Below are 23,514 nucleotides of genomic sequence, written 5' to 3'. Positions count from 1 at the left end.
CAAGAAAAGCGAAACAAACGAACGAAAAGCGCTAAAGCGACTTTCATCTATAAAGAAGAAAAACAAAGGGGATGAAGAAATGACATTGGCAATTGAAATGAAAGATGTAATGAAAAGTTTCAACGAAAAAACGGCACTTCGAAATGTAAATATTGAGGTGAAGCAAGGAGAGATATTCGGATTCCTTGGACCGAGTGGATCTGGTAAGACGACAACAGTAAAAATTTTAACTTCTCAATTGCTTCATAGTGTTGGAACGGTAAGAGTATTAGGGAAAGATATTACAGGACCAAGTAGCATCGATTACAAACGAATTGGTATTTTAACAGATAACAGCGGCTTATATGAAAGACTTAGCATTTATGATAACTTATTATTATTTTGTGACTTATACGATTGCAAAAAAGAACGAATCGATGAAGTACTAGCACAAGTGAATCTATTAGATGATAAAAAAACAACAGTAAAAAAATTATCAAAGGGAATGAAGCAACGCGTCACACTAGCGAGAGCAATCCTTCATAAACCAGATATCCTCTTCTTAGACGAACCAACATCTGCACTTGATCCAGTAAACGTACAAAACATTCATAAAATCTTAAAAGACTTAAATGAAGAAGGAACGACGATTTTCTTAACGACTCACAACATGGATGAAGCAGAAACGCTTTGTAACCGCATTGCCTTCCTGTGTGGCGGAGAGATTGTAGCACTTGATACACCGGAGAACCTTCGCTTACAATACGCGAAAGATCAAATACAAGTCGTGTTAAAGGATAAGAAGAAAGAAACGGTACAAAAAGATGAATTAGGTGCAAAACGCATTTCAGAATGGATGAAAAAAGGGGAACTATTATCCATTCATTCTTACGAGCCGACGCTAGGAGATATTTTTATTGAAGTTACTGGGAGGGGATTATAATGACATTTTCAATGAGACGTGTATCAGCTATTTTTAGAAAAGAAGTACAAGATTTTAAGACAAATTCACAAGTGTTGTTAATGGCATTTTTACCAATTATACTTTCATTTTTGTTTAGCAGATTTGGAGTGGGAAAGGAAATGTTAGGCATTACTACTATAACGGCCTTCCTATTTGTCGCAGGCTTTGTTCAATCTATGATAATTGCAGAAGAAAAAGAAAAACATACATTACGTGTATTAATGCTATCACCGGCATCTTCGGTTGAAGTTCTAATTGGAAAAAGTATATTAACAGTATGTTTGACATTGGGCATTTGTATTGTGAACTTATTTATTTTGGATCAATTCAGTGGAAATCTATTATTGCTAGGATTTATTTTCTTATGTGGAACAATTTTATTTATTGTGATTGGAACAATGATTGGATTGTTAGCTGCATCTGTACCACAAACATCAATAATTGGAATGCCGATATTAATGACGATGTATTTGGCTGTACAGTTTGAGCCAATGGTTGAAAATAAAGTAATTAAGACGATGATTGGATATCTTCCAACATCTCATATTGTGAAAGCACTTAACAGTTTAGTAGGTGGGGCGGGATTTGGTAGTATTAGTGGGCATGTATTAAATGTTGCAGTTTGGCTTATTATATCGCTCTTTGTATGTTTAATCGTATATAAAAAGAAACAATTAGACTAAAAACTGAGCCAAAAGTGCTCAGTTTTTTCTTTTTTCTATCATTTCCTCGGAAATTTTACAATTCTTATACATATTTTTACAGATTTTGTCGAAAAGTAATTAGTTATACGTTGTATAGGATACGTGAATATTGTTCAAAATGATTGCTGAGGTGATGATGGAATGCGAGGAAGAAATAATAAAAAGTCGCAAAAGGTAGTACATTTATTTCAAAAAAGATGGGTGTTTCCGGCACTATACATTGCTTGTGCAGCGGTAATCTTAATGGTTGCGCTATGGTTCCAAGGAGCTAATCCGAAGAAGACTCCAAACCACGATCAAGCAACACCGTATACACAATCGAAAGATCCAGCAGTACCAGTAACGAAATCTTCAGAAGTAGTGAAAATGCCAGCTGCCGCGAATGCGGAAGTAGTCGTACAGAAGAAATTCTATGAAGATGCAGCAACTGAGGCGGAACAAGAAAAAGCACTTGTCTTTTATAACAACACATATTCCCCAAACAAAGGAATTGACATTGCTGCGAAGAATGGAAAAGAATTCAATGTTGCTGCTGCTTTAAGTGGTACAGTAACGAAAGCTGAAAAAGATTCACTTCTTGGTTATGTTGTAACAGTTGATAGTGGAAATGGTGTAGCGGTATCTTATCAAAGCTTAGGCAGTGTGAAAGTAGAAAAAGGTGCAAGAGTTGCACAAGGTGAAGTATTAGGAACATCCGGTCTAAGTGCAATGAATAAAGAGGCAGGCTCTCACGTTCACTTTGAAGTACGTAAAGACAATGTGGCTGTGAACCCTGAACGTTACTTAAATAAATCAGTAACAGAAATTAAAGCTGATGCAGGTGCTGCAAAGGCTACGAATGCTTCTGGTAAAAAAGCTGATGACAAATCTCAAAAAGAAGAGAAGTCAACGAGCACGAAACCTGAAAGTAAAACAGAAGACAAGTCTCAAAAAGAAGAGAAATCAACAAGCGGTTCAACTAGTGACAAAAAAGAAGAACCGAAGAAAGAAGAAAAATCAACAAATGGTTCTACAGAATCATCTAACGATTCTTCTTCACAAGAATAAGAAAGTGAAAAAATCAGTTCCCACTAGGGGAGCTGATTTTTTTATTTTTATATAAAAATACTCAATTTCGAGAAAAAAGTTGCAATAACAAGGAAAAATGACGAGATTCTCGAATATATATTACAAAAGGGAGGGGATACTGTGTCACTTTTGTTTGTTCTGTCGACTGCTATTATTTTATTGTTTGTTTTATTCACTTTATATTATTACATTGCCGGTAAGAAAGAGGTTCCCCACCATCAATTGTTAGAAGAAGAATTGGAACGAGAAGAATGACACCTTATATATAAGGTGTCATTTTTTTTCGCTATAATAGTCAGTTTTAACGTATTTCTCACAAAAAAACGTAATTTTTCTTAACTTAGTCCGCAAAAATAGTGAACATGTAGCATATATCAGTAGTGCGGGCAATACAATGGTATAAACCAAAGCAAAGAGAGTGTTTGAGGTGAGAAATCGTGAATCATTTCATTATAAATCCAAGAATGTTTAACGCTTACAAACAGCACTCACACTTACTTCTTAGTCGTATGCAGCGAGGCTCATTTCACCCTTCTCACATCCAAATTAGGGAGGCGAGTGGTGTGCACGATTACATCAAAGAGAGAACTATCAAGATTGGTAAGTATATCGTGGAGACAAGAAAGACAGTGCGTGTCATTGCAAAGGAATTTGGGGTATCAAAGAGTACAGTCCATAAAGATTTAACAGAACGTCTACCAGAAATTAATCCAGAGCTCGCAAATGAAGTGAAAGAAATTCTTGATTATCATAAGTCTATTCGTCATTTAAGAGGGGGAGAAGCAACAAAACAAAAGTATAGAAAAGAAGATGTAGAGAAGCCTGTACGTCAATAATGTTACAGTAGCAAACATTCCGTTCACATTCGGTAATATTTTTCAGAAGAATTCTTTTTGCGAATATTACGTTTCTGTTAAATTTATGATAAAATCAGAAATTAGGTGAAAAGAATTCGGGTGTAACCTGATTTTGAATATCGAGGAGGAAAAAACGGGAATGTTTGCGCGAGATATCGGAATTGACCTAGGTACGGCTAACGTATTAATTCATGTTAAAGGTAAGGGTATTGTATTAAATGAGCCATCTGTTGTGGCGATTGATCGTAATAGTGGTAAAGTATTAGCAGTAGGTGAAGAAGCGAGAAGCATGGTGGGACGTACGCCTGGTAATATTGTAGCAATTCGTCCACTTAAAGATGGTGTAATCGCAGATTTCGAAATTACAGAAGCAATGTTAAAGTATTTCATTAACAAATTGGACGTAAAGAGCTTCTTTTCAAAACCTCGTATTTTAATTTGTTGTCCAACAAATATTACATCAGTAGAACAAAAAGCAATTCGTGAAGCTGCTGAACGTTCAGGTGGTAAAACAGTATTTTTAGAAGAAGAACCAAAAGTAGCCGCAGTTGGTGCTGGTATGGAAATCTTCCAACCAAGCGGTAACATGGTTGTTGATATTGGTGGAGGTACAACAGATATCGCTGTACTATCTATGGGTGATATTGTTACCTCTTCCTCTATCAAAATGGCTGGCGATAAGTTTGATATGGAGATCTTAAACTATATTAAACGTAAGTATAAGCTATTAATCGGAGAACGTACTTCAGAAGATATTAAAATTAAAGTTGGTACAGTATTCCCAGGTGCACGTAGCGAAGAACTTGAAATTCGCGGACGTGACATGGTAACAGGCTTACCACGTACAATTACAGTATGCTCTGAAGAAATTACAGAAGCATTAAAAGAAAATGCAGCTGTTATTGTACAAGCTGCAAAAGGTGTATTAGAGCGCACACCACCAGAATTATCTGCAGATATCATCGACCGCGGTGTTATTCTAACAGGTGGCGGAGCTTTACTACACGGTATCGACATGCTTCTAGCAGAAGAACTAAAAGTACCAGTATTAATTGCTGAAAACCCAATGCACTGCGTTGCGGTTGGTACAGGTATTATGTTAGAGAATATCGACAGATTACCAAAGCGTGCTTTGAGATAATTTGAAAGAACTAAGGCTAATGCCTTAGTTCTTTTTTTGTTTTTTTTATTTTTTTATTTTGTTTTTTTGCGAAAATGGAAGGAAAATAGAGAAATATGAAGGAAACAGGTAAAATATTCATATATATGGTTAAATTTAATATTTCCTTAATTGAAAACGTTTATAATATAATGAGTCGAATACGACATTAAGGCAAATAATGTTTCAATACATATTGCCTTTCCCTAATTTGGGCATACACTCTTTTCCACCTCCGTGTCAGTTGCAAAAATGTGCAACTATTTTAATGGAATAGAGTGTGTGCATTTTTTTTAGGAAGTTGTGCTAAATATAAAATGTTACTTTGTAATGACAAACAATAAACAAAATGGGATAATAGCAATATGTCCAAGTGGTAAGACCAATATTACAAAAGGGGCGATTGTTACATGCTAAATATAGAACAAATTAAAGAAATCATTCCTCACCGCTATCCATTTTTACTCGTTGATAAAATATTAGAAGTAGATGAAGGCAAAAGAGCGGTTGGGATTAAAAATGTATCCGCAAATGAAGAATTCTTTAACGGACACTTCCCTGACTATGCAGTTATGCCAGGTGTACTTATTGTAGAAGCATTAGCACAAGTCGGAGCAGTTGCAGTATTAAAGAAAGAAGAAAACCGCGGAAGACTTGCTTTCTTTGCAGGTATCGACAATTGCCGTTTCAAAAAACAAGTACGCCCAGGTGATCAGCTTCGTCTAGAAGTAGAAATGACACGCGTACGCGGCCCGATTGGAAAAGGAAAAGCAATCGCAACAGTAGATGGTGAAGTTGCATGTGAGGCAGAAATTACATTTGCGATTGGTGATAAAAAAGAATAGATAGTACTAAAAAATCTCCTTGTAAAAAGACAAGGAGATTTTTTTAATTTCCGCTATATAACGATGAAACGATAATATACAAACTAATCAGAAAATTACTTGTAAATAGATGGAAATTACCATATACTTACTTTATTGTTTATCTAGAAAACAGGATAAGTGATAAAGGTAATAAAGAAATAAGGGCATTGTCATATTGTTAAGGTACTTAAATAAGACAAAGTAGAATGTTATTGATTATGATGAAATGTGGGGAAATCAGCAAGAATATTAATTAGACGTATGAAATCGAGCATAAGAGAGAGAAAAGGGAAATGTCGCATTTCACAAAAGGAGATTATGAATATGTTCGGGAGAAAGAAAAGAAAACCATTACGACAATTAATTACACATAAAGAGCCTAAATCGCGTATTACAGAACAATACCGTAACATTCGTACAAACATTGAGTTTACATCGGTAGATAATCATGTTCGTTCTATTATTGTTACTTCAGCCGACCCAGGTGATGGGAAAACAACCACAATCGCAAACTTAGCAGTTGTTTTCGGACAACAAGGAAAGAAAGTTTTATTAATTGGAGCTGACTTGCGTAAGCCGACGATACAAAACTTATTTGCTATTCATAGTTCAAATGGGTTAACGAACTTATTATCAGGACAAGCAAAACTTATGCAATGCATTCAAAAAACAGATATAGAGAACGTATACTTAATGGCAGCAGGTCCAATCCCGCCAAACCCAGCAGAACTATTAGGAAGCCGGGCAATGGACGAGGCGTTGCTAGAAGCATATAACATGTTTGATATTATATTAATTGACACACCACCTGTCCTTGCGGTTACAGATGCACAAATACTTGCGAATAAATGTGATGGAATCGTACTTGTTGTACGCAGTGAAAAGACGGAAAAAGATAAAATCGTAAAAGCGAAACAAATATTAGATAAAGCATCAGGAAAACTACTAGGTGTTGTTTTGAACGACAAAAGAGAAGAAAAAGAGCAGTATGGTTATTACTAAAATATGAAAAAGCCAACAAAAAATGTTGGCTTTTTTGTTTTCTGAAAATTATTTATCAAGTTATACAATGTAAAAAGCATGATATGATAAAATTTTTGGGAAATCATTGGAATGTGTTGTCATATTTAAGATTATTTTGTAAGATTAAACTTGTTTCTTGTGAACAAATATAGAACTGAATTATTAAAAATAAAAAATGTAAGATTTATATGTTATAATTTTTCCTATGTGTAAATTTTAGAAAGTTGGAGGAACCTATGGAAGAAACAATTAGTTTAAAAGAGTTATTTCATATCTTAAAAAAACGTTTAGCAATGATCCTCGTAATCGCCTTTGGTGCAGCTATTGTAAGTGCTATCATTAGCTTTTTCTTCATGACGCCAATCTATCAATCTTCGACGCAAATTCTTGTTAATCAGAAGAAGCAAGAAGGGGCGGCAATTCAGTACAATGAAGTGCAAACAAATATTCAATTAACAAATACATATAAGATTATTGTTAAAAGTCCAGTAATCTTAGAACAAGTGAATGAAAAATTAAATTTAAATATGACAGCGCAAGCTTTAACAAAGAAAATTAATGTTATGAATGAAAAGGATTCTCAAGTTATTTCTGTAACAGCTGAGGATAAAGATCCAAAACTAGCTCGTGATATTGCGAATGCAACGGCAGATGTATTTAAAAATGAAGCTGCAAAAATTATGAACGTTGATAACGTAACAGTATTATCTAAAGCAGAAGTGGCAGAAAATCAATCTCCGATTAAGCCGCTCCCGATGTTAAATGTGGCAATCGCTTTCGTTGTTGGTTTAATGGCTTCAGTTGGTCTTGCATTTTTACTAGAATACTTAGATAACACAGTGAAAAAAGAAGAAGATGTAGAAAATTTACTTGGCTTACCAGTATTGGGAATTGTAGCTCGTATGGATGAAGAAACAATGAACGTGAAATCACACGCTCCATCATCAAGGAAAGTGAGGGGACAAACAATTGGCTCTTAATTTATTTAAAAAGAAAAAAAATCATCGTCAACGTCGTCAATTAATTGCTCATCAGCAACCGAAATCACCAATTTCAGAACAATATCGTAATATTCGAACGAATATTGAATTTGCAGCTGTTGATACGAATTTACATTCATTAATGGTCACGTCTGCAAACCCAAGTGAAGGGAAAACGACAACGACAGCGAATATGGCAGTTGTGTTTGCTCAACAAGGAAAAAAAGTATTATTAATTGATGCAGATATGCGTAAACCAGCAATGCATCAAATGTTCCAAGTAGATAACATTTTTGGACTCACGAACGTACTAACACAGAGTGAACGTTTAGAAAAATGTGTGCAAACAACATCTGTAGATAATCTACACTTTTTAGCTTGTGGTCCAATCCCGCCAAACCCGGCCGAATTGTTAGGTTCGAAATCAATGAAAGAACTTCTTGGACAAGCATACAGCATGTACGACTTAGTTATTTTTGATATGCCACCAATTTTAGCTGTTACCGACGCACAAATTATGGCAAATGTATGTGATGCTTCTATTCTTGTTGTTCGTAGTGAATCAACAGAGAAAGAAACAGCAGTAAAAGCAAAAGGATTATTGGAGTCTGCAAAAGGTAAATTGTTAGGCGTTGTTCTAAATGACCGTGAACGTGAAGAAGGCTTATATTATTACTACGGTGCAAACTAGTTTTAAAGTGAGATATGGTAAAAACATATCTCCTTTTTTCCCTTGAATATGAGCGATATCTCATATTCAAGGGAAAAAAGAATTTTATATGAGAGAGGGAGGATGAAACAAATGATAGATTTACATTGTCACATTTTACCTGGTATCGATGACGGTGCACAGACAGTAACAGATAGTTTAGCAATGGCACAACAAGCCGTGTCAGAAGGAATACATACAATTGTCGCAACGCCGCACCATCAAAATGGAAAATATGTAAATGAACGTACCTCAATTATTCATCACGTAAAACAATTAAATGATGAACTACAACAATATAATATCCCACTTACTATTTTACCGGGACAAGAAGTCAGGTTATATGGCGATTTATTAGAAGACTATGAAGCTGGTAAAATTGTTACTTTAAACGAAACAAATAAATACATATTTATTGAATTTCCATCTAATCACGTACCACGTTATGCTGAACAATTATTATACGAATTACGTGTAAAGGGAATGATTCCGATTATCGTTCATCCGGAACGTAATGCCGAGTTAATCGAGCGGCCAGATAAGTTATATAACCTTGTAAATAAAGGGGCATTAACGCAAGTAACAGCAGGGAGTTTACTAGGGAATTTTGGTAAAAAAATTAAAAAATTCTCACTTCAACTTGTGGAACATAATTTAACACATATGATCGCATCAGATGCGCATAACACGACATCGAGAGGATTTCATTTAGCAGAAAGCTATGAACTAATTGAGAAAGAATTCGGAATGAATGTTATGAGTGATTTGAAAGAAAATCCGTACTTATTAATTAGCGGGAAGGCAATTTACAAAGAAGATCCAGAACAAATTCGTCGTAAAAAATTGTTCGGTATTTTTTAAATAAAGAATTGGTGATGCCTCCTAACCGTTATCAACGGAGGCACTCGGTCGTGCTGTGGGTAGAAATTTTTATTTCGCACCTACCTTAGACGCTTGTCGTCGGGAGTATGACGTGAGGATGGGTTAGATGCCCATAATTTATTTATGTTAGAAACTCTACTTATGGAGTTGTAAAGACGACCCTATAAGTAGGGTTTCTGTTATTGTTACATATGGATATAATAATATATTTGGGGGTACTAGATTTGAAAAAAGTAAGAAAAGCAATTATTCCAGCTGCGGGACTGGGGACGAGATTTTTACCGGTAACAAAGGCAATGCCTAAAGAAATGTTACCAATTGTTGATAAACCGACAATTCAATACATAGTAGAAGAAGCAATAGAATCAGGAATTGAAGATATTATTATTGTTACTGGAAAAGGTAAACGTGCGATTGAAGATCATTTTGATCATTCTTTTGAATTAGAGCAAAGCTTACTAGAAAAAGGGAAGCATGAGATGCTTGAGAAAGTACAAGCTTCTTCAAAAATTAATATTCATTACATAAGACAGAAAGAACCAAAGGGTTTAGGGCATGCAGTATGGTGTGCACGTAAATTTATTGGAAATGAACCATTTGCGGTATTACTTGGTGATGATATTGTGCAAGCAGAAACGCCATGTTTGCGCCAATTAATGGATCAATATGAGGGAACACACTCATCCGTTATAGGTGTACAAACAGTGCCAGAAAACGAAACACATCGTTACGGTATTATCGATCCAGTTGAACAAAATGATCGCCGTTATCAAGTGCGTCAATTTGTGGAAAAACCAGCTCAAGGAACAGCACCATCAAATTTAGCAATTATGGGACGTTACGTATTAACGCCAGAAATCTTTATGTTCCTTGAGAATCAACAAACAGGTGCTGGTGGGGAAATTCAATTGACAGATGCAATCCAACGATTAAATGAAGTTCAACGTGTATTTGCTTATGACTTCGAAGGTACACGTTACGATGTTGGGGAGAAGTTTGGATTTATTAAGACCACGATTGAAATGGCACTTCAAAATGAAGAATTAAAAGTTGATTTAATGGAATATATGAAAGAACTTGTAAAAAAAGAAAAGGTACATTCATAAGAGAATGTCCTTTTTTATTATCAAAATAAGATATGAATTGTATAAAGAAGGGAACAGGTATATTGAGTTATCGAAAACGGCTCTCGTTATTAATTTTATTAGATTCATTTATCGTGTTAACTGCTGTTTACTTAAGTTATTGGTTCATACATCCCAATATATTAAGTAAAATTCCTGCGACAGTAGTTATTAGTTCGATTACGTTATTATGTAGTCATCATGTTTTTGCAGCTATTTATAAGTTGTATAACAAGGCTTGGGAATATGCAAGTATTGGGGAATTAAAACAAATATTTAAAGCAATAACGCTTTCGATTATCGTAACGGCAATTGTTCAACAGATTATAAATCATGATATTTATGTTCGAATTTTAGCAATCGCATGGATGCTACATTTATTATTAATCGGCGGCTCTCGCTTCGTATGGCGTATGTTCCGTGATACATATATTACAAAAGCTACTGATAAAAAACGAACATTAATTATTGGTGCGGGTTCAGCAGGGACCATGGTAGTGCGTCAATTACAACATAATAAAGAAGCAGATTTGTATCCGATTGCGTTTGTTGATGATGATAGAAATAAACAAAAATTGGAAATTTATAATGTGCCGGTTGTTGGCACAACAAATCATATTCAAGAAATTGTAGAAGATAATGATATAGAACATATTATTATCGCCATCCCTTCATTAAATAGAGGTCAAATAAACGAGATTTTTGAGAAGTGTAGAAAAACGAAGGCGAAAACACAAATTGTACCGATGCTTGAAGATCTTTTAGATGGAAAACTCTCTGTTAATGAATTCCGTGATGTACAAGTGGAAGATTTATTAGGTAGAGAACCAATAAAGCTAGATGATGCAGGAATTGGAGAGAAGATTACAGGTAAAACAATTTTAGTAACAGGTGCTGGTGGATCAATTGGATCAGAAATTTGTCGTCAAGTGATGAAATACAAACCAGCTAAAATTGTTCTTTTAGGGCATGGTGAAAACAGCATTTATAATATTGAAATGGAAATGAGAGTTACCTATAAAGATACAGTTGAAATTACAACAGAAATTGCTGATATTCAAGATCGTCATAAAATCTTTGAAATAATGAAAAAGCATCAACCGTATATTGTATACCATGCGGCTGCACATAAGCATGTTCCTTTAATGGAGCGTAATCCAGAAGAAGCTGTGAAAAATAACATTTTTGGTACGAAAAATGTAGCTGAAGCGGCAGATACGTTTAAAGTGAATACGTTTGTAATGGTTTCTACAGATAAAGCTGTAAATCCAACAAATGTAATGGGAGCTACAAAACGATTTGCAGAAATGATTGTGCAGCATATGGCATCGGTTAGTACTGGTACACGTTTTGTTGCGGTTAGATTTGGTAATGTTCTTGGAAGTAGGGGAAGTGTAATTCCTCTATTTAAGAAACAAATTCAAAAAGGTGGACCTGTAACAGTTACTCACCCTGATATGATTCGTTACTTCATGACAATACCAGAAGCTTCAAGATTAGTTATTCAGGCGGGTACACTGGCTAGGGGCGGAGAATTGTTCGTGCTAGATATGGGGGCCCCAGTAAAAATTGTGGATTTAGCTAAAAATTTGATTACCCTTTCAGGTTTTTCTATTGAAGAAATTGGAATTGAATTTACTGGATTGAGACCAGGTGAAAAAATGTATGAAGAGTTATTAAATGAAGGTGAAATTCATCCAGAACAAATTTTTCCTAAAATTCATATAGGAAAGGCTGTTTTAATTGATCAAGGGATTTTAAGGCAGTTTATGAATGACTTTGAAGGAATTAGTAAAGAAGAAATAAGAGAACGACTATTAGATATTGCAAATAATAAAGTAAATCTTAAAAATTAATTCAAGGGAAGGAAGTTTTAAAAATGGGAGATAGAATATTTCTTTCATCACCACATATGAGTGATGAAGGTTATGAAATGCATTATGTGAAGGAAGCTTTCGATACAAATTGGATTGCACCACTTGGGGAAAATGTAAATGGATTTGAAAGAGAATTAGCTATGAAAGTAGGATCTAATGCAGCGGCAGCACTATCTTCTGGAACAGCAGCAATTCATATGGCATTAAAAGCAGCTGGAATAGGAGAAGGTGATGTTGTTTTTTGTCAAACACTTACATTTTCAGCTACAGCAAATCCAATTATTTATCAAAATGCTACGCCTGTTTTCATAGATAGTGATTATGAAACTTGGAATATGTGTCCTAAAGCATTAGAAGAGGCTTTTGAAAAGTATCCAAATGTAAAGGCAGTTATAGTAGTTCATCTTTATGGTCTTTCGGCAGATATGGATAAGATTATTGAGCTTTGTAAAAAACATGATGTTACTTTAATTGAAGATGCTGCTGAATCTTTGGGTACTTATTATAAAGGTAAACACACGGGTAGTTTTGGAGATTATGGTATCTTTTCTTTTAATGGTAATAAAATTATCACTACTTCTGGTGGTGGTATGCTTGTTTCTGATGATGAAGAACGTATTGCAAAAGCAAGATTTTGGGCTACTCAAAGTAGGGACCAAGCAAGACATTATCAACATAGTGAATTAGGTTTTAACTATCGCATGAGTAATGTAGTTGCTGGAATTGGTAGAGGCCAACTTAAAGTATTAGACGAGAGAGTTCAGAAGAAAAGATACATATTCAATTTTTATAAGAGAGAATTAGGAAATCTTGAAGGCATTGAATTTATGCCTAGTAATGAGTGGAATGAACCAAACTATTGGCTAAGTTCTATGACACTAAACGGTAAGATCCGTCCAATAGATGTGATGGAAGCCCTTGAAGAAGAAAATATTGAATCTAGACCGGTTTGGAAGCCAATGCATATGCAGCCGTTCTTTGAGAAATATGATTTTGTTGGTACAGATGTATCAGAAAAACTTTTTGAGAATGGTATATGTTTACCAAGCGATACGAAGATGACAGAAGCAGATTTAGAAAAAGTTGTGAAAATTATTAAAGGGTTGTGGATAGCGTAATGAGGAGTTCTAAAATTGGTATCTATGGTAGGTTTATAAAAAGGCCGATGGATTTTATACTGTCTTTAATTGCTATTATAGTATTAAGTCCATTGTTTCTTATAGTTTCTATACTTGTAAAAACGAAATTAGGTAGTCCAGTTTTATTTAAACAAAAAAGACCAGGATTAGATGAGAAAGTTTTTATGATGTATAAATTTAGGACGATGACAGATGAAAAAGATGAAAATGGCGAGCTAATGCCAGATAATATAAGGTTAACGAAATTCGGGAAATTTTTACGTTCTACTTCACTTGATGAATTGCCGGAGTTATTTAATATTCTTAAAGGAGATATGTCAATAGTAGGACCAAGACCTCAATTGGTTCGAGATATGGTATTTATGACAAAAGAACAAAGAAAGAGACATGGTGTTTTGCCAGGATTGACGGGTTGGGCTCAGGTTAATGGTCGAAATTGTGTTACTTGGGAAGAAAAATTGAATTTTGATCTGCAATATATTAATGATATTTCCTTTTTAGGAGATTGGAGAATAATTTTTATAACAATTTCTAAGGTGTTTAAGAGAGATGGAATAAGTACTGAAGGTATGGAAACAGCTGAAGATCTTGGTGATTATTTATTAAGAGAGAATAAAATAACCGAGGATGAATATTATACTGCTATTAATGAAAGTAAGAAATTGATGTTAGATTAATTTTTATTATTAATTAGCCCTATGAGAGGTAGATTTTATGGAAAATTATAGTGTATTAATGTCACTTTATAGTAAAGAAAAACCAGAGTATTTAAAACAGAGTATTGAAAGTATGTTAAATCAGACTGTGCTGCCGGATGAGATTGTTATAGTCAAAGATGGCCCTTTGTCAAATGAACTAGAGGATGTATTGCAACAATATAGTGAAATGTATCCTGAAATGTTTAATATTGTTGTAAGCGAAAAAAATATAGGTTTAGGATTAGCCTTAAATCTTGGATTGAAAAATTGTAGAAATGAAATTGTTGCTAGGATGGATACTGATGATATATCTCTTCCAGAAAGATGTGAGAAGCAATTATTAGCTTTTAAAAAAGATAAGGAACTTGTCATAGTTGGAACAATGATAGATGAATTTTATGATAATCCAAGTGAAATTATTTCGTCTAGAGTTGTTCCACATACACATAATGATATTTATGAGTTTGCAAAAAGGAGAAGCCCTTTTAATCACCCTACAGTTATGTATAAAAAAAGTAAAGTACTCGGGTGTGGTGGTTATTCAGATTTACGTCGAAATCAAGATGTGGATTTATTTGGTCGTATATTATTCCTAGGATTTAAGGCTGCAAATCTGGAAGAATCTTTATTACTCTTTCGATCAAATAGTGACCTGTCTAAGCGTAGGAAGAGTTGGGAGAATACAAAAAGTTATATAGCTACTATTCGTAGGTTATGGAAACTAGGTTATTCAGGATTCGGAGATTATTTGGTGGTTAGTATAGGACAAACAGTGATGTTTCTTTGCCCGCTAAAATTGCAGAATTGGTTATATAAGAAGTTTTTAAGGAAATCATAGGAATAATTAGAAAGGGGTTAAGATATGTCAGAAAGTGGAGTGAAAATATCAGTTATAATACCGGTGCATAACTCTGAAAAATATCTTGAAAAATGTTTAGAGAGTGTCATCTTGCAAAAGTATCAAAATTGGGAAGCCTTTGTACTAGATGATGCCTCATCTGATAATAGTTTGCAAATAATGAATGAATATGCCAAAAGGGATGATAGAATAAAAGTGTTTCATAATTCTTCTAATAAGGGACCTGGAAGAACAAGAAATGCTGCTATAGAGTACGTTTCTAACTTTAGTGATGGGGAGGCTAATAGGAAGGAATATATAGTATTCGTAGACTCTGATGATTGGATAGAAGATGAATATTTCCTTTCCATTGCTAATGTTGCAAATAAAAAAGATGCGGATGTTATTTTTATTGATATAGTGCAAGAAGATATATCCGGGAATTTTATTAAAAATGAACGAATGTCAATATATAAGGAAAAAACAATAGAGACTATTATTAGACATCAGATGACAGGGAAAATGCCTTGGGGTGGCGTACGAAAGGCTGTAAAAAAAGACTTAATAATCAACAATAATATAAAATATTCAGAAGCTGGAATTGGGGAAGAGGCTCTGTATAGTTTTAAACTATTATATTATGCAAAGGAAATTGAGTTCCTTGAAAAAGGTTTATATCATTATGTTATACATCCTAATAGTCAATCAGGGAGCTATAATAAAGACCCATATGGACCTATTTGTGAAGAGTTAGGAAAGTACATGAAAAAGATTAATGTCTATGAGAAATATGAGGATACTCTTGTTAGTTTTGCATTTACTGCGCTAGTCGTTTCGATATATAGAAATGTAATTTATTATGGATTCCGTAAATCAGTGAAAGAAAGCAGATTAGCATTGAGGAAGTATAAAGCTAATTTTGGGTTTAAATTAGATAAAGATAGCTTAGAATCAAGGGTTCGTTTTATGCTACCATTTGCAAAAATGAATTTAGTATTGCCAATTGTTTTGATAGGTAAAGTTAAAAATTATTTAAATAGTAGAGGATAAGAATCTAGAAATTTGAAAAATGGATTTGATAACAAATTATTTTAGAGTTGATAAGATGAGACTCTATCAGTTCTTAATTAAAATACCATTAATAATCAATTATTAATAAAGTATCCATATGTTCAGTTTATAAACATAATTGTGTTTACAAAGGTGGAGTTAAAGAAGAATATGATAGTTTTTAAAAAAAATATAGAGCAATCTGTCTTAGAAAAGAAAAATATAGCATATATAAAATCACTAGGATGGACGATTATACTAGGGGTAATAATTGAATTCATAAATACTATTTCAGTACAACAGTTCCATACTTCAAGTACATCTGCATTGACCTTTTTAATATATGCAATTGTATTAATGATTATTATGTCAAAAGTTTTAAAATATAAGGGATTTTATTTAAAAGGAGTTTTAGTTTATTTTTTAATTCTTATGGTTTTTTTATTAAACTATATGATTTTTGAAAATAGTCGTTTGTATTTATTAGAAACAAATATGTTATTAGTTTATTTCTTTTTTATCCCTATAGCAATTTTCGTTGTAAGTAAGATTAATAATTGGAACGTGGCATTAAGTATATTGTGCAAATTTGCTTATTTAGCTGTTCTTTTAAGTACCATGGGGATCGTACTAGTTGGATATGTCGAACATGTTAGTTATATGGAGTTTTCATATTCTTTACTACCTTTTATAATGATTCTTTATTGTGCATTAAGGACTAAGTTTACGATTATTAATCTAGTTGCTTTTTTAGCAAGTTTTACTAATGTACTTGTATTCGGAGCTAGGGCACCTATTTTATATTTGTTAGTATTTATTGTATTGTATGAGTTTATTAAACTAAGAAAAGGTGGTATTATTCCGGTCATAATGTGTGCTATGGCAGTAATACTGTCTTTAATTTTATTATTCTTCTTTTCTAATGAAATATTAATTCTTCTAATGAAATTAGAAGAATTAACCGATAGTAGATTTCTAACTAAAATGTTAAATAATCAACTATTGGAATCAAATACAAGGAATGCTATTTATGATGAGGCACGATATGCATTAGAAAATATGGGGTTTGGAATGTATGGTTTGTTTGGTGATAGATTAGTTGTAAGTTCTGTTTACGTGCATAACATATTCTATGAGATACTACTCTCATTTGGATATGTATTTGGTACACTTTTTATTTTATTATTAATATTTATAATCACAAAGGCAATTGTTTTTAATAAAGATACGATATCTAAGGTCTTTGCGTTATTTTTTACTGCGGCCTTTTTTTTAAGATTTTTTGTATCAGGGAGTTTTGTGATAGAAGGGGATTTTTATCTATATATTGCAGCCATGTTAAATATATGCCGGGTTAAAGGAGATATATTAGAAGATGAAAAAAGTTAGTATTATAATTCCTGTTTATAATATGGCAGATAAGATCGAGCTGAGTGTCGAATCTATAGTGAGGCAAAGTTATAGTAATATCGAAATAATTTTGGTGGATGATGGATCGAAGGATGCAAGTTTGAGTAAATGTAAAGAATTAGCGGAAAAATATGAAAAAATAGAGGTTTATCATACTGAAAATCAAGGTTCTGGTCCCGCAAGGAATTATGGTATCAAAATGGCGACAGGTGATTATGTATATTTTCCGGATGCAGATGATTTATTAGAGCCTAACACAGTAAAGACTCTAGTCAATGCAATGTTAAAGTATGAGAGTGATTTGATAGTTTTTGGTTTCAAGAATATAGATATAAATGGAAACCTTATTTCAGAAAAAAAATATCAAAAGAAAATTTATGAGGGTAATTATATTAGAGATAATTACCATATTTTTTTTAATATGAATGATGAATTCGGTATACAGGGAGCACCATGGAATAAATTCTTTGATTTAACCAAGATTAAAAAAAATAAAATAGAATATCCTCCATTGAAAAGACATCAAGATGAGGTTTTTATCTCACGTTACATAAATCATGTAGAGAAAGTATGCTTTATCGAGGATATACTATATGTATACAATACCAATGACTTAAAAAGGGAGTGGGATAAGTTCCCAGTTGATTATTTGGATATTGTAATGAGTCTAAAAAGATACAGAGAAGATATTATTGTTAAATGGAATGATAAAAATGAAATTGTTTTGGATATGATTGAACGCGAGTATATATGTAAAATAATAAAAGCATTAGAATTATCATTCTCTAAAAAATTCAATTTTAATAGAAATGAAAGAAAAAATTGGTTTTCTGAAGTTATTCAGAAATCAGAACTAGCAAACCTTTCTATGCCTGAGAGATTCAACATGAAGTATCAAAAATTGGTTTTATCTCTAGTAGCTCAAAATAAATTAAATAAATTATACCTCTTAATATTTACTAAAGTATTTATTGAAAAAAATCTTTATAAAGGGATAGTAGTTGCAAAAAAAATAATTAATAGATAAAAGAAGCGGATAAATTGTTATCTATTAATTATTTTAAAGAATTTTTAATGTAAGGATTTGAATCATATGAGAAAAGTGTTTATTTTGTATGAAAATTTTTATAAACCTGATGGAAGTGAAATGAGTATTGGTGGTATTCAAACATATATAAAATTACTTATTAAAGTTACCCAAAAGCTTAATTTAATTCCGGTTATTTATCAATTTGCGGAGAAAGATTTTAAAAAACAGTTTAATAGTGTAGATGTATATGGTATAAAAATGAATTCTTCATGGAGCAAAAGAAGAAAAAATCAAGTGTTATTTAATAAATGTCAGGAACAATATAATTCTGACACAGATATTATTATTTTTGCTTGTGAGACGATGTCTGTACAAAATTCTGAAAAAAGGGTTATAGGTATACAACATGGTATAACATGGGACGTCAGAGGACACGAACACTATTCTCATCAAAAAAATTTATTATTTGTTTTTTGGCGAGCTATTATGGCTTATAGGACAGCTAAGAGACTTAATAATGTTAAAGTTTTGGTCGGAGTAGACTATAATTTCCTTAATTGGTATAGGACACAGGTAGCATACATAGAAAAGGATGTTAAGGTCATACCAAATGCCACAGAGATAAGAATTACTAATCAAGAGAAACCAAAGGATATTAAGATTATCTTTGCAAGACGATTTCAAAAATATAGAGGATCAAGGTTGTTTGCATCTGTCGTTAATAGAATTGTGAAAAAATATGATAATGTACAAATAACCTTTGCTGGTAGTGGACCTGATGAATCCTACTTAAAGAATTTATTTAAAGATAATACAAAGGTGGATTTTATTACTTATGAGAGTGAAAAGAGCCTAGAAATTCATGAACAATATCATATTGCAGTAATACCTACTATTGGTTCAGAGGGAACATCTTTATCATTGCTAGAGGCGATGGCATCTAGGTGTGCTGTGATTGCTACAAATGTCGGGGGAATGACTAACATAGTATTAGATAATTATAATGGACTGTTGATAAATCCTGAAGAGAAAGCTTTGTATGAGGCTATAGAAACATTAATTATTAATAAGAAATTACGAGAAGATCTTGTTGAAAATGCATACCAGACAGTCTCACAGTCTTTTAGCAAGGAATTATGGGAAAGTAGATGGGAGAAGGTTTTACTAGAAATCATGGATGTTCAATAAAACTGATTATCCTATTTAATTACAATAAATAATATAGGAAATAAAAAGCTATTAATAGAGACTGAAGAATATAAAAATTAAATATGGTTTACTTAGGTGTAATGTGAAAGTCTATAAGTAGTCCTGAGGTTAAGGTGAAGTACGTGAATAAATTTAAAAAGTTTGCAATTAGTAAGTTTGCTGCTAGTGTTCTTTTGGTTTCAGCGGGTACAGGACTCGCTCAATTATTAAATGTATTAGTATCGCCAATTATAACTAGGATATATACGCCTGAAGATTATGGGATTTTAACAGTTTATATGGCGTTATTAGGAATGCTAACAATTGTAAGTTCACTAAAGTATGAATCAGCAATAGCGATAGCAGATGATGATGAAAAGGCAATAAATATATTAGCATTAAGCATTTTTATTCTAATTATATATATAGTTTTAATAACTTTAATCTTAGCTTTATTTAAAGAAGCTTTTTTAGGTCTTTTTGATGCTAGAGTATTATCAGAATTTATATATTTAATTCCTTTAGGTATCTTATTTGTAGGATTATATAATATTTTTTCTCAATGGGCGTTTAGACAAAAAGATTATAAGTCATATTCGAAAACTAAGTTGAGTCAAAGTGTTTCTTCCAATATTACCAAAATCGCCTTAGGTCTAATAAATTTAGGACCAATTGGTCTTTTATTAGGACATATTTTAGGAACGAGTGCAGGAATAACAACATTACTAGTGCCAGTAATAAAAAAAGATAAAGGGTTATTAAAAAAAATACGTAAAAAAGAGATTTTATGGGGGGCGAAAAGGTATATTAGATTCCCAAAGTTTTTGGCACCAAGTCAATTATTAAATGCAGCTGGGATTCAATTACCAATTTTTTTTATAACTTCTTTATATGGAGCACAAGTGATTGGTTATTATGGTTTAGCGAATGGAATAGTGGGATTGCCAATGATGTTAATTGGTAATTCAGTGGGAGATGTTTTTTATGGTGAAGCTGCAAACGCAGGTAAAAGTAACCCTCAAAAATTAAAAGAATTATCCTTAACTTTATTTAAAAGACTATTTTTATTAGGATTAGTACCTTTAATAATACTGCTCTTGTTTGGGCCGTTCTTATTTTCGTTAGTCTTTGGAGATAGTTGGTATGAAGCGGGAATATATGCAAGAATAATTGCATTTTTAGCTTTTGCAAGACTAATTTTCATGCCAATTAGTAGGGTTTTTGAAGTTTTTGAAAAACAAAAAGAGGCTCTATTCTTGGATATTTTTAGGACTTTTATTGTTTTACTGGTATTTGTATTAGCTATAATATTATCTTTAGATTCATATTGGGCAATTGGTTTATATACCGCAGTAATGTCTTTAGTATATATGATTACTTTTATAGTATCGCAGAAAATAATAAATGATCAAATACAAAAAATAGAGGGATGATTTTCAAAATAGGGTTATACAAATTTTGATTTTGTATAATTTCTCAAGTTTAACTTGTAAAAAAGGGATAAAGGATGGTGCAATTATGTACAAAATAGCCGTAGCGGGAACAGGATATGTTGGCCTAGTAGCTGGTATATGCTTTGCTGAAGTAGGACATCAAGTAACTTGTGTTGATATTGATGAAAAAAAAGTAGAATTAATGAAATCAGGAGTTTCACCAATCTATGAGGCTGATTTAGAGGGATTAATGCAGAAAAATTATGCTACTGGTAGAATTAATTATACAACAGATTATAAGTCGGCTTATAAAGACGCAGATGCTATCTTTATTGGAGTTGGAACTCCAGAACAAGCGGATGGTTCTGCAAATCTTTCATATATTGCAACTGTAGCAAAACAAATTGCTGAAAGTGTAGAAAAAGATTGCCTTGTCGTTGTAAAATCAACTGTTCCAATTGGAACAAATGATAAGGTGGAGCAGTTTATTCAAGACTTTTTAGTTAATAATGTGAAAGTTGAAGTAGCATCAAATCCAGAATTTTTAGCTCAAGGTTCTGCTGTTCATGATACGTTATATGCAGAAAGGATTGTTATCGGTACAGAAAGTAAATGGGCTGAAGAGGTATTAATGAATCTTTATAAACCATTTCATTTACCTATCGTTTCAGTAAACCGAAGATCAGCTGAAATGATTAAGTATGCCTCTAACGATTTCTTAGCTCTTAAGATTTCTTATATGAATGATATTGCAAACCTTTGTGAGTTAGTTGGTGCGGACATTCAAGATGTGGCAAAAGGTATGAGTTTTGATGATCGTATTGGAAGTAAATTTTTAAATGCAGGTATTGGATTTGGTGGATCATGTTTCCCAAAAGATACTAAGGCATTAGAATATTTAGCGAGACAAAATGGTTACGAGTTAAAAACGGTAAAAGCTGCTATTGATGTAAATAAAAATCAAAAGACTTTATTATACAAAAAAGCAAGTCAAAGGTTAATTACTTTTAACGGTCTTAAAGTAGCGGTATTAGGTTTAACATTTAAACCGGGTACAGATGATTTAAGAGAAGCTGCATCTCTTGAAAATATCCCTTTATTATTAGAGCAAGGTGCAGACATTTATGCTTTTGATCCAGTTGGTGCAAATAATTTTGCAAAAGTGTATCCAGAGGGAAGAAATAAAAAAGGAAATATAACATATGTTACAGATATTGAACAAGCTTTAGAAGGGGCAAATGTTTGTTTTATCTTCACAGAGTGGGGAGAAGTGAAGGCACTAACTCCAGAGATGTATAAAAAGTTAATGAGAACACCACTAATTTATGATGGAAGAAATATTTATGATGTTCGGTCAATGCAGGAAGCGGGCGTAGAATACCATTCTGTAGGTAGAAAATCAACAAATAGAGATCGTATTAAGGAGTTGAATGAAGTTGAAATACAAGTCTCTAGATAATAGTAAAACATATCTTATTACTGGAGCAGCTGGTTTTATAGGATATTTTTTATCTAAAAAATTATTAGAGCAAGGTTGCAAAGTAATAGGTATTGATAATGTAAATGATTATTATGATGTGAATCTCAAATATGCTCGTTTAGAGCAACTTAAGCCATGTGAGAACTTCACCTTTATTAAAGGCGATATTTCCGATAAGGATATAGTTATTAAGCTCTTTGAGGAGTACAAGCCAAATATTGTCGTGAATTTAGCTGCACAAGCAGGTGTAAGATACTCGATTGAAAATCCAGATGTATATATTCAAAGTAATATTATAGGCTTCTATAATATCTTAGAAGCTTGTAGACATTACCCAGTAGATCATCTTGTATATGCATCATCTAGTTCTGTTTACGGTGCTAATAAAAAGGTGCCATTTGAGGAAACAGATTTTGTAGACAATCCAGTATCACTTTATGCATCTACTAAGAAATCAAATGAATTAATGGCACATACGTATAGTCACTTGTACAAAATTCCTGCTACTGGACTTCGCTTCTTTACGGTGTATGGCCCTATGGGACGTCCAGATATGGCTTACTTTGGATTTACTGATAAGTATTTTGCTGGTGAATCGATTAAGATTTTTAATAATGGAGATTTTGAAAACGACTTATATCGCGATTTTACCTATATAGATGATATTGTTGAAGGGATCCAACGTCTTTTAAATAATCCTCCTATAGAAGATGTAAAGCATAAGGTATTTAATATTGGTAATAATAATCCTGAAAAGTTGATGATATTTATTAAAGCGTTAGAGAAAGCGCTAAGTAACTCCTTAGGAAGAGCGGTAGAATTTAAAAAGGAGTTTGAACCTATTAAACCTGGGGATGTACCAGCTACTTATGCATCAACGGATTTATTGCAGAAAGCTGTTGAATTTAAACCTGAAACATCCATTGAAAAAGGTTTACAAGAATTTGTTAATTGGTATGTAGATTATTATAAAATCAAATAATTAACAGCCTAGTGTGTAAAAGATGATATATTAGTTAGAGAATATTAATCATAGTATAGTAGACTAAGTTAGTA

23 protein-coding genes are annotated in these 23,514 nt (G+C 32.8%); all 23 read left to right on the top strand.

Going from position 1 to position 23,514, the window contains the following annotated elements; translation table 11 throughout:
* The first annotated feature begins 79 nt into the window (after window positions 1-79).
* Window positions 80-922 carry an ABC transporter ATP-binding protein gene (locus tag AB6801_RS13935; RefSeq protein WP_098341128.1) on the top strand — a complete coding sequence of 281 codons (843 nt, stop codon included), beginning with the start codon at window positions 80-82 and terminating at the stop codon, window positions 920-922.
* Complete coding sequence (locus AB6801_RS13930; RefSeq protein ID WP_098341129.1) at window positions 922-1,626, top strand: ABC transporter permease; 705 nt, start codon at window positions 922-924, stop codon at window positions 1,624-1,626. The genes AB6801_RS13935 and AB6801_RS13930 overlap by 1 nt, the downstream gene beginning before the upstream one ends.
* A gap of 162 nt (window positions 1,627-1,788) precedes the next feature.
* On the top strand, window positions 1,789-2,694 hold the full coding sequence (gene spoIIQ / locus AB6801_RS13925) for a stage II sporulation protein SpoIIQ (protein WP_098341130.1): 906 nt from the start codon (window positions 1,789-1,791) through the stop codon (window positions 2,692-2,694).
* Between the two features lie 141 nt (window positions 2,695-2,835).
* A complete protein-coding gene (locus tag AB6801_RS13920; RefSeq protein WP_098341131.1) occupies window positions 2,836-2,970 on the top strand; it encodes an ABC transporter ATP-binding protein in 135 nt (44 codons plus the stop codon).
* Between the two features lie 308 nt (window positions 2,971-3,278).
* Window positions 3,279-3,551: a sporulation transcriptional regulator SpoIIID gene (gene spoIIID / locus AB6801_RS13915; protein WP_000544012.1), complete on the top strand. Its 273-nt coding sequence runs from the start codon at window positions 3,279-3,281 to the stop codon at window positions 3,549-3,551.
* Window positions 3,552-3,711: 160 nt separating this feature from the next.
* The gene (gene mreB, locus AB6801_RS13910; RefSeq protein ID WP_000457978.1) at window positions 3,712-4,713 is read left to right on the top strand and encodes a rod shape-determining protein; all 1,002 of its coding nucleotides are present in this window, start codon (window positions 3,712-3,714) and stop codon (window positions 4,711-4,713) included.
* Window positions 4,714-5,141: 428 nt separating this feature from the next.
* Window positions 5,142-5,576 (top strand): 3-hydroxyacyl-ACP dehydratase FabZ, encoded by a 435-nt coding sequence (gene fabZ / locus AB6801_RS13905; RefSeq protein ID WP_000931959.1) that lies wholly within the window; start codon window positions 5,142-5,144, stop codon window positions 5,574-5,576.
* 345 nt (window positions 5,577-5,921) lie between these two features.
* Window positions 5,922-6,599, top strand: a complete 678-nt coding sequence (locus tag AB6801_RS13900; protein WP_000467945.1) for a CpsD/CapB family tyrosine-protein kinase — start codon at window positions 5,922-5,924, stop codon at window positions 6,597-6,599.
* A 257-nt stretch (window positions 6,600-6,856) separates the two neighbouring features.
* Window positions 6,857-7,600 (top strand): YveK family protein, encoded by a 744-nt coding sequence (locus AB6801_RS13895; protein ID WP_016118934.1) that lies wholly within the window; start codon window positions 6,857-6,859, stop codon window positions 7,598-7,600.
* Entirely contained in the window at window positions 7,590-8,291 is a 702-nt protein-coding gene (locus AB6801_RS13890; RefSeq protein WP_016118933.1) for a CpsD/CapB family tyrosine-protein kinase, read from the top strand. The genes AB6801_RS13895 and AB6801_RS13890 overlap by 11 nt, the downstream gene beginning before the upstream one ends.
* 111 nt (window positions 8,292-8,402) lie before the next feature.
* The gene (locus tag AB6801_RS13885) at window positions 8,403-9,170 is read left to right on the top strand and encodes a tyrosine-protein phosphatase (protein WP_016118932.1); all 768 of its coding nucleotides are present in this window, start codon (window positions 8,403-8,405) and stop codon (window positions 9,168-9,170) included.
* Between the two features lie 245 nt (window positions 9,171-9,415).
* Window positions 9,416-10,297: a UTP--glucose-1-phosphate uridylyltransferase BpsC gene (gene bpsC, locus AB6801_RS13880; RefSeq protein WP_000757831.1), complete on the top strand. Its 882-nt coding sequence runs from the start codon at window positions 9,416-9,418 to the stop codon at window positions 10,295-10,297.
* A gap of 62 nt (window positions 10,298-10,359) precedes the next feature.
* Window positions 10,360-12,171 (top strand): polysaccharide biosynthesis protein, encoded by a 1,812-nt coding sequence (locus AB6801_RS13875; RefSeq protein WP_016118930.1) that lies wholly within the window; start codon window positions 10,360-10,362, stop codon window positions 12,169-12,171.
* A gap of 23 nt (window positions 12,172-12,194) precedes the next feature.
* Window positions 12,195-13,310 carry a DegT/DnrJ/EryC1/StrS family aminotransferase gene (locus tag AB6801_RS13870; protein ID WP_098770356.1) on the top strand — a complete coding sequence of 372 codons (1,116 nt, stop codon included), beginning with the start codon at window positions 12,195-12,197 and terminating at the stop codon, window positions 13,308-13,310.
* Window positions 13,310-14,008: a sugar transferase gene (locus tag AB6801_RS13865; protein ID WP_016118928.1), complete on the top strand. Its 699-nt coding sequence runs from the start codon at window positions 13,310-13,312 to the stop codon at window positions 14,006-14,008. The genes AB6801_RS13870 and AB6801_RS13865 overlap by 1 nt, the downstream gene beginning before the upstream one ends.
* A gap of 37 nt (window positions 14,009-14,045) precedes the next feature.
* Complete coding sequence (locus AB6801_RS13860; protein ID WP_016118927.1) at window positions 14,046-14,867, top strand: glycosyltransferase; 822 nt, start codon at window positions 14,046-14,048, stop codon at window positions 14,865-14,867.
* Window positions 14,868-14,891: 24 nt separating this feature from the next.
* Complete coding sequence (locus AB6801_RS13855; protein ID WP_370941092.1) at window positions 14,892-15,917, top strand: glycosyltransferase family 2 protein; 1,026 nt, start codon at window positions 14,892-14,894, stop codon at window positions 15,915-15,917.
* Window positions 15,918-16,088: 171 nt separating this feature from the next.
* The gene (locus AB6801_RS13850; protein ID WP_016118925.1) at window positions 16,089-17,306 is read left to right on the top strand and encodes a hypothetical protein; all 1,218 of its coding nucleotides are present in this window, start codon (window positions 16,089-16,091) and stop codon (window positions 17,304-17,306) included.
* Window positions 17,293-18,354 (top strand): glycosyltransferase family 2 protein, encoded by a 1,062-nt coding sequence (locus tag AB6801_RS13845; protein ID WP_016118924.1) that lies wholly within the window; start codon window positions 17,293-17,295, stop codon window positions 18,352-18,354. The genes AB6801_RS13850 and AB6801_RS13845 overlap by 14 nt, the downstream gene beginning before the upstream one ends.
* Window positions 18,355-18,420: 66 nt before the next feature.
* Window positions 18,421-19,545 carry a glycosyltransferase family 4 protein gene (locus AB6801_RS13840; protein ID WP_084063848.1) on the top strand — a complete coding sequence of 375 codons (1,125 nt, stop codon included), beginning with the start codon at window positions 18,421-18,423 and terminating at the stop codon, window positions 19,543-19,545.
* Between the two features lie 143 nt (window positions 19,546-19,688).
* Window positions 19,689-20,978, top strand: coding sequence for a lipopolysaccharide biosynthesis protein (locus AB6801_RS13835; protein WP_154213892.1), 1,290 nt, complete (start codon window positions 19,689-19,691; stop codon window positions 20,976-20,978).
* 85 nt (window positions 20,979-21,063) lie between these two features.
* On the top strand, window positions 21,064-22,437 hold the full coding sequence (locus tag AB6801_RS13830) for a UDP-glucose dehydrogenase family protein (RefSeq protein ID WP_370941091.1): 1,374 nt from the start codon (window positions 21,064-21,066) through the stop codon (window positions 22,435-22,437).
* Window positions 22,415-23,440, top strand: a complete 1,026-nt coding sequence (locus AB6801_RS13825) for a GDP-mannose 4,6-dehydratase (RefSeq protein WP_033694300.1) — start codon at window positions 22,415-22,417, stop codon at window positions 23,438-23,440. Before AB6801_RS13830 ends, AB6801_RS13825 begins: the two co-directional genes overlap by 23 nt.
* The last annotated feature ends 74 nt before the right edge of the window (window positions 23,441-23,514 follow it).

It is taken from the genome of Bacillus sp. RCC_6_1 (assembly GCF_041360755.1).
Lineage (GTDB): Bacteria > Bacillota > Bacilli > Bacillales > Bacillaceae_G > Bacillus_A > Bacillus_A cereus.
This window is presented reverse-complemented; position numbering and strand designations above follow the sequence as displayed.